Below are 7,434 nucleotides of genomic sequence, written 5' to 3'. Positions count from 1 at the left end.
TGAGCGTGGTGCTTGGCGCAGGCGGGGCGCGCCCGCAGCACTTCCAGCAGACCCCAACTGCCGTCGCGATCCGCGATCTTCTCGCCGTGGTCAGTTCGACGGGGGGCGGCGCGGGCGGTCGCTGCGGGTGCGCGCGAGTTGGTAGCCGGCCTGGAAGCGGGTGCGGGCGCCGACGTGTTGCAGCAGTTCGTGGACTAGCCGCCGCACCCTGCCGGCGCTGACTCCGAGCTTGCACTGGATCGCATCCCGCCTGGGATGCAACGCGCTACCGAGTGAGTCCCACGTCACATCCCAGGCGGAAATCAATCGGCCGCCCGCCGCGCTCTATATATACGAAACTAGAAGTTCAGTTTCTATATGGGAGCGCATCGTGCCACACACCACCCTCGAGGCGACCAGCCCGTCGGACGCCCGGACCACGGTCGCCGTATCACCGCACCAGCGGCTGCGGCGCCCACGGCGGCACGATCCGGTCCCGCAGAACGATGACCCGCGGTCAAACGGAGAGCCGCGGTCAAACGAGGCCCCGCGGCCGAACGATGCGGCGCGGGGGCTGCACGGGCCCGCGCTCGCTCTGATCCTGACCGCGGCCTTCATGGTGGTGCTCGACTTCAGCATCGTGAACGTGGCGCTGCCCTCGATCCAACGGGAGCTCGGCTTCTCGGCCTCCTCCGTCCAGTGGATCGTGACCGGCTACGCGATCACGTTCGGCGGCCTGCTGATCTTGGGCGGGCGCGCGGCCGACCTGTTCGGCAGGCGGCGGATGTTCGCCGCCGGGCTGCTGATCTTCACCGCCGCGTCCTTGGCCGGCGGCCTGGCACACGACCCGGTGCTGCTGGTCTCGTCGCGCGTCGTGCAGGGTGCGGGCGCCGCGCTCGTGGCCCCGGCCGCGCTGTCCCTGATCACCACCGGCTTCCCGCAGGGCCCGGCACGCAATCGCGCCCTGGGCATGTACGGCGCGACCGCGTCGATCGGCTTCGTGGCCGGCCAGGTCCTCGGCGGCGTCCTGGTCCAGTTCACCAGCTGGCGCGCGGTGTTCCTGGTCAACGTCCCGGTCGGTCTGCTGGCCGTCCTGGTCACGCCGCGTCTGCTCGGCCGGGCTCGCGAGCCGCGGTCCGAGCGCAGGCTCGACCTGGGCGGCGCGCTGCTCGTCACGCTCAGTGTGGCGGCGTTGGTCTTCGCCATCGCGCAGGCGGGCACTGTCGGCTTGGCCGCTCCGGCGCCCCTGGCGGCAATCGTCGTCGCGATCGCGTCGGCCGCCGGGTTCGTCGCGGTCGAGCGGCGCCATCCGGACCCGCTCGTCCGTCCCCAGCTGCTGCGGTTGCCGGGTCTGCGCAAGGCGAGCACGATGAATCTGCTGCTCGGTTTGTGGAACGCCGGAGAGATGATCGTGCTCTCGCTCTACCTGCAGCAGGTCCTGCACTATTCGCCGCTGGTGACCGGCCTGGTCATCGCTCCGCAGGGCGTCGTCGGGTTCAGCGCGGGGGCGTTCGGCGCCAGGCTCGCGCGGCGCATCGGTATCCGCCGGGTACTGATGCTGACCAGCGGAATCGCGACGGCCGGCTTCCTCGTGCTGACCCAGCTCCCGGTCAGCGGCGGTTACAGCCCCGTGCTCGCCGCCGTGATGCTGGTCGGATTCGGCACCGCGGGAACCGCCTTCGGCACGATGGTCACGGCGGCCGAGAGCGTCGCAGACCACGAACAGGGCGTCGTCGGCGGAGTGATCAACACCAGCCGTCAGGTCGGCGCGGCCATCGGCGCGGCGCTGCTGCCCGCGGTGGCGCAGGCGGTGCACGGTGCCGGCCCGACGACCGGCGCAGCGGGTGACCGGGTCGCGATGCTCATCGCCGCCGCGGCGGCGGCCACGGCGACCGCGGTGGCCTGGCACGACCGCCAGGGCAGGCCGAAATTAAGCACTCGGACCGACTAGAACAATCAGATTCTGCTATTGGACAGATAGATGGCGGTAGGCCACGGTGAGAGCCGTGGGCCCGCCGCGCACCGTATATCGAGGAGGATCAGAAACATGAGCTACCTTGCCGCGTCTGACCGCTATGACGCCGGTGCGTTCCGCCGGACCGGACGTTCCGGACTGGAACTCCCCAGCATCTCGCTGGGCCTGTGGCACAACTTCGGGGACGGGCGCGCGCTGGAGACGCAGCGCGCCATCCTGCGCCGGGCGTTCGACCGGGGGGTGACCCACTTCGACCTGGCGAACAACTACGGCCCGCCCTACGGCAGCGCGGAGCGCAACTTCGGCACGCTCTTCGCCCAGGACTTCCGGCCGTACCGCGACGAGCTCGTCATCTCGACCAAGGCCGGCTACGACATGTGGCCGGGCCCGTACGGCCAGGGGGGCGGGTCGCGCAAGTACCTGCTGGCGAGCCTGGAGCAGTCGCTCGGGCGGATGGGCCTGGACTACGTGGACATCTTCTACAGCCACCGGTTCGACCCGGACACGCCGCTGGAGGAGACGATGGGCGCGCTCGACACGGCCGTGCGCTCGGGGAAGGCGCTGTACGCCGGGATCTCCTCCTACAGCCCGGAGCGCACGCTCGAAGCCGCGGGCATCCTGCGGGAGCTTGGCACGCCGCTGCTGATTCATCAGCCCTCGTACTCCATGCTCAACCGCTGGATCGAAGCCGAACTCCTCGACGTGCTCGGCGAGTTGGGCGTGGGCTGTATCGCCTTCTCGCCGCTCGCTCAGGGCATGCTGACGGACAAGTACCTCGCGGGAATCCCGGCCGAGTCCCGGGCGGCCCGCGACTCCTCGCTGTCCGTCACGATGCTGGAGGAGCGCAATCTCGCACACGTCCGCGCGCTCAACACCATCGCCGTGGAGCGCGGCCAGTCGCTCGCGCAGATGGCGCTCGCCTGGGCTCTGCGCGACCCGCGCGTCACCTCGGTGCTCATCGGCGCGAGCAGCGTCGCACAGCTCGATGACAGCCTCGGCGCGCTCGACCGGCTCGACTTCGCCGACGAGGAGTTGGCCCGAATCGACAAGCACGCCGTGGAAGCGGGAATCAACCTCTGGGCAGCATCCGCAGAAGCCTGATACTTGTTTGCTTGCGGGTGCGGGCCCGATGCTGGTAGATGTGTCGAGGTCTCTCAATCTTGACACGGGGTGGATTTTCATGGATGAGTCGAGTCGAACCCTGCTCCGCTCGATGGCCGGTGCGGGTGGCCTCGGTGCGGGTGCGGTGCTTGCGTCCGCACCCGCACCGAGGCCGCGGCCACCGAATCGGGTCAGACCGGCTGGATCAACGTCAGGACCGACTACGGGGCCAAGGGTGACGGCGTCACCGATGACACGGCCGCGATCCAGCAGGCGCTCGCCGACGTCCACGTCGGCGGCGTCGTGTACTTCCCGAACGGCGTCTACGAGGTCAGTGCGCCGCTCACCGTCTCAGTCGCGGGGACGAAGATCCTCGGCGACAAGGCGTCGACCGGCTACAGCGCGGGTGGCGCGAACCAGACCGTGCTCAATGCGGTCAGCGGCTTCGCCGGCGCGGCGATGATCGTGGCCTCCGGGATAGCGGACTTCGCGATGCGGGGTCTGACGGTCCACGCGCCGAACACCACGGGAAGCACGATCGGCGTGCAGATCACCGGATCGGGCTCGTGCATGCTGGAGAACGTGCTGGTGGCCCGTACCGCCGGCGACGGGATTTACCTCAGTGGGGCCAACCCCGTGGTGCTGCGTCAGGTCGGGGTGTACCACGCGGGCACCGGCGGGACGGGCCACGGGTTCAACATCCAGGGCATCTCCGACTCCTGGTACACCGACTGCCTCGGCGCCGGCTGCGCCACGTCCGGCTGGAACATCCAGGGCGGCGACAACTCGACGTGGATCGGCTGCCGCGCCGAAGACGGCCAGAACCACGGATTCTGGTTCCACGACACCGCGAACCTGTTCGGCGGGATCTCGTTCGTGGGCTGTAGCACGGACCTCGACAACGCCGACGGTTTCCGGCTGGAGACCCTGTCGGGCAATGGGGCCATCCAGCTCAACGGCTGCCGGTTCCGCCGCGACGGCAACTACGCCGGAAGCGGATCGACGTCCCTGGCGGGCGTCACGGTGACCGGATGCGAGATCCCGGTGCTGCTCGACGGCACGACGGTCACCGCGCGCCAGGGTGACAACGGCGGTGCCGACGCCCCGTACTCCGGCCTGAGCGTGACCTCTTCGAGCTACGTGTCCGTCAACGGCGGTTATTTCTCCTGCGCCGCTGCCGGCACTCCGATCAGCTGAGATGCGGCCGGAGTACTTCCGGTCGGACCGAACGTGCCCACCGCCACCGTGAGCGCCTCCACGCCGACGTACGTCTGCTCCACGGGATGGAGCACCGACGCCGGCTCGCAGTTCGTGCAGTCTGCGTCCACTGATACGAGTGTTCTGATTCAGACCCTCTCGGGCGCTACCGCGGGATCCAACCCACTGATCCGCCAGCATCATCCCGCCGCAATCACCAAGGGCCTCGGCGTCGACGTCACCGGGGACACGTCGATGCGCTGGATCGTCCAAGCGGACGGAACCCAGGCCTGGGGGCCGGGCAACGCGTCGCGAGACACGACGCTGAAGCGGCTCGGCGCCGCGCAACTCGGCACGCCGGACTCCGACCTCGTCATCGGCATGGCCGGCCGGGGCTTGAAGGTCAAGGAAGGCACCAACGCGAAGATGGGCACGCTCGTGCTCAACGGCACCACCGCGGTCACCGTGAACACCACGGCGGTGACCGCCGACAGCAGGATCTTCCTGACGATCCAAGCCCCGGGTGGAACACCCGCCGGAATCGCGTACGTCAAGGCACGGACAGCGGGAGCGTCGTTCTCCGTCGCGGGCGGCGCGGGAGACACCTCGACAGTAGCCTGGCTCCTCGTCGAGCCCGCCTAGGTCAGCAGTCGATCCGGGTCGGGTCAGCTGAAGTTCGGTCCGAAGTGTCCGTCGTCGGCCACGTGCTGGATCCAGGCGGCGCTCGCGCCTGGGGAGGAGGCGATGCTCTGCACCGATGCGAACCCGCCGAGCACCTCGTCGACGTAGTAGGCGTTACTCTCGCCGGGCGTGGTGGTCCAGCTTCCGGTCAGCTCGTGTCCGGTGTAGATGTCGTTGCAGTGCGCTGAGAGCGAGAGAGGGTAGCTGACCCCGCCCGAGTCGGTGTACCAGTTCGACGCCGTCATCTGGTCGGGCCAGCGCGGCTCGCACTCGAGCACCTGGCCGCGGGCAGTCGTTGTCGTGAGGATCCCCCGGGTCGCTCCGTCGAGCTCCGGGAACACGTACAGAGTGGTCGCGGACCCGTCGACGTTGTCGGACTGGGCGTAGTAGTAGCCGTTGTGCGGGGCCGGGACGAGCGGTATCGCGCCGAGTTCGAACGTGCCGGACTGCGTCTCCTGCTCGGCGCCCCAGTTCGTCACGATGGTCTTCGTCGTCTCGCCGGGGAAGATGATCCAGCCGTTCACCGTCCCGGTGCCGATCGACTGGTTCCAGAACGAGGTCTGTCCGTCCCAGATCGTCGGGTCGGTCAAGCCGCCGACTGGCCCGGAGAACCACAGGTCGGCGATCACGCCGAGGCTGATGTTCAGCGTGAGGTGGTAGGCGCCGCGGGCCGGGTCGTAGACGGCCGAGCCGTCCAGGGAGGTGACCGAAGGGGGATTGTTCGAGACCGTATAGCCCAGCGGATCCGGCACGGGTTCCTCGAACCAGCCGTTGTTGGCCTGCAAGGCCGCATCGCCCGACGGCACCACCCCGACGACGGCGATCGCGGGAACCGGCGATCCCAGCGCCGGGGTGGTGTTGTAGCTGAGGAACAGCTTCGCGCGGCTGTTCGGGTCCTGAGCCGCGAACCAGACCTCGTTGTCGGGCTGCCCGGCCCGGTCGACGATCCCCGACCTGCTGCCGATGCCGAGAACGCTCGGGGGTTCCGCCGCCCAGGCCGCGACCGGGGCGATCAGCGTCACGACGAGCGCCGCCGCGAAGGCGCCGGTGATACGGCGAAAACGCACTTCCCGTCTCCTCTGGTGGGTGCCCTGAGGTCGGAGCTGACTCCGACCTCAGGGCACGTACCCGCGGCCCGCGTGGGAAAACTGTGGGATTCAGAACGCTGCGTCAGCCCGCGGCGTTGACGGCGTCGAGGGCCGAGGCCTGGCAGCCGTAGCCGGTGTTGTTGAGCGGGCCGGCCCAGAAGTAGCCGGACTGGCCGTCGCCGTTCGTGTCGTCGGCGAGGATCGCTGCCTTCTGATTCGCCATGAAGGACTGGAACGAGGAGTCGTTCGCATCCGACGCGTACGCCTGGAGGTTCTGTATGAAGATGCCCTTGAAGGCGGTCCAGTCGTCGCCTCCGCAGTTCTGGCTGCCGGTCGACGGCTCGGTGAGGACGCCGTTCGTCGCCAGCAACGTGGTCGCCGCGGTGGCGATCTTCGAGGCCTGGCTGAGTAGCGCGGTGTTGCCGGTCGCCTTGGAGAGCTGGGCCAGACCGTCCACGATGACGCCCTGGTTGTAGGTCCATGTTCCGGTGTTGTGATCGTTCTGGCAGTTGGAGAGGTCGAGGCCGTCGTTGACGAGGTTCTGCGAGTTGATCAGCCCGGTCGACGAGAACCACGACCATTCGGCGTTGGCGCGCTGGAGATACGTCGTGTCTCCGGAGAGGTGGTTGTGCAGCGCGGAGTTGAGCTCGAGGTAGAGCTCGTTCTCGACCGAGTTCTTCTGCTGCTTGCCGGTGGTCCACCAGACCCCGCCGCCGCAGGTGCCGGTGTCCCAGTAGCCGGCCATGTAGTTGGCGTCGGCCTCGGCGATCTGCAGATACGTCGAGTTCTTCGTGTAGTCGTACGCGTGGAGCCAGGCCATGCCCCACCAGCCGGTGTCATCGAGGAAGCCGTCGGTGAAATTCGTCAGTACCTGGCTGCCGTCGTTGCGAATGTCGTGCAGATAGACCTGCCTGATGATGTACGAGTACGTACTGTCGCCGCTCTCCTGCATGTAGTCGATGAGCGACGTGAGCGCGATCGCGTCCTTCCAGTCGTAGTTCGGGTTCGACGACCAGTTCCCGGTCCGCGGGTTCCATAGTTGCGCGAGTGCGGTCGCCGCTGCGCTGCGGGCGTCGGAGGCGTGGGCGGTGGATCGCAGCCATGGTGTGCAGACGATGTCGGCGCGGTTGCCCGCCTTGCCACACGCTCGGATCGCGCCGACCTGTTCCGTCAGTGGGCTGTCGATGTTGTACATCATGGTGCGCCACTCGGTGTCGCCGGTGGGGATGGTGGTGTCTCCGAGCTTTGATCCGCTGCTCCAGGTCTGGCCGCCGTCGAAGGAGCGGTCGAGCCAGGTCTCGTCGGTGGCGGTGCCGTTGGAGATGTCGGCCCAGGCCATGTCGTCGGCGTCATCGACGTGCAGCGCGATATTCCTCGACCACACCGACACCGTGGCGGCCACGCGACTGCTGC

At 68.4% G+C, this 7,434-nt stretch carries 6 protein-coding genes; 4 read left to right on the top strand and 2 right to left on the bottom strand.

Features of this window, described 5'->3' with window-relative positions; translation table 11 throughout:
* Positions 1-370 precede the first annotated feature (370 nt).
* From VG296_RS18030 to VG296_RS18015, 4 genes are all read left to right on the top strand, one after another.
* Positions 371-1,930 carry an MFS transporter gene (locus VG296_RS18030; RefSeq protein WP_325567011.1) on the top strand — a complete coding sequence of 520 codons (1,560 nt, stop codon included), beginning with the start codon at positions 371-373 and terminating at the stop codon, positions 1,928-1,930.
* 96 nt (positions 1,931-2,026) lie between these two features.
* A complete protein-coding gene (gene mgrA, locus VG296_RS18025; protein WP_325567009.1) occupies positions 2,027-3,055 on the top strand; it encodes an L-glyceraldehyde 3-phosphate reductase in 1,029 nt (342 codons plus the stop codon).
* Between the two features lie 204 nt (positions 3,056-3,259).
* Entirely contained in the window at positions 3,260-4,252 is a 993-nt protein-coding gene (locus tag VG296_RS18020; protein ID WP_325567013.1) for a right-handed parallel beta-helix repeat-containing protein, read from the top strand.
* A 33-nt stretch (positions 4,253-4,285) separates the two neighbouring features.
* The gene (locus VG296_RS18015; protein WP_325567007.1) at positions 4,286-4,894 is read left to right on the top strand and encodes a hypothetical protein; all 609 of its coding nucleotides are present in this window, start codon (positions 4,286-4,288) and stop codon (positions 4,892-4,894) included.
* A 23-nt stretch (positions 4,895-4,917) separates the two neighbouring features.
* On the opposite strand, the gene VG296_RS18010 is transcribed toward VG296_RS18015, so the two are convergent.
* Both VG296_RS18010 and VG296_RS18005 read right to left on the bottom strand, forming a co-directional pair.
* Positions 4,918-6,000, bottom strand: coding sequence for a hypothetical protein (locus VG296_RS18010; protein WP_325567005.1), 1,083 nt, complete (start codon positions 5,998-6,000; stop codon positions 4,918-4,920).
* A 103-nt stretch (positions 6,001-6,103) separates the two neighbouring features.
* Positions 6,104-7,434 (bottom strand): glycoside hydrolase family 76 protein (locus VG296_RS18005; protein WP_325567003.1); only part of this gene is annotated, 1,331 nt, incomplete at its 5' end.

This window comes from Actinospica sp. (genome assembly GCF_035552695.1).
Lineage (GTDB): Bacteria > Actinomycetota > Actinomycetes > Streptomycetales > Catenulisporaceae > Actinospica.
This window is presented reverse-complemented; position numbering and strand designations above follow the sequence as displayed.

Bases quoted from the DNA above. Each gene is read 5' to 3' on its own strand.
- mgrA (WP_325567009.1), top strand. From the start codon at position 2,027: ATGAGCTACCTTGCCGCGTCTGACCGCTATGACGCCGGTGCGTTCCGC.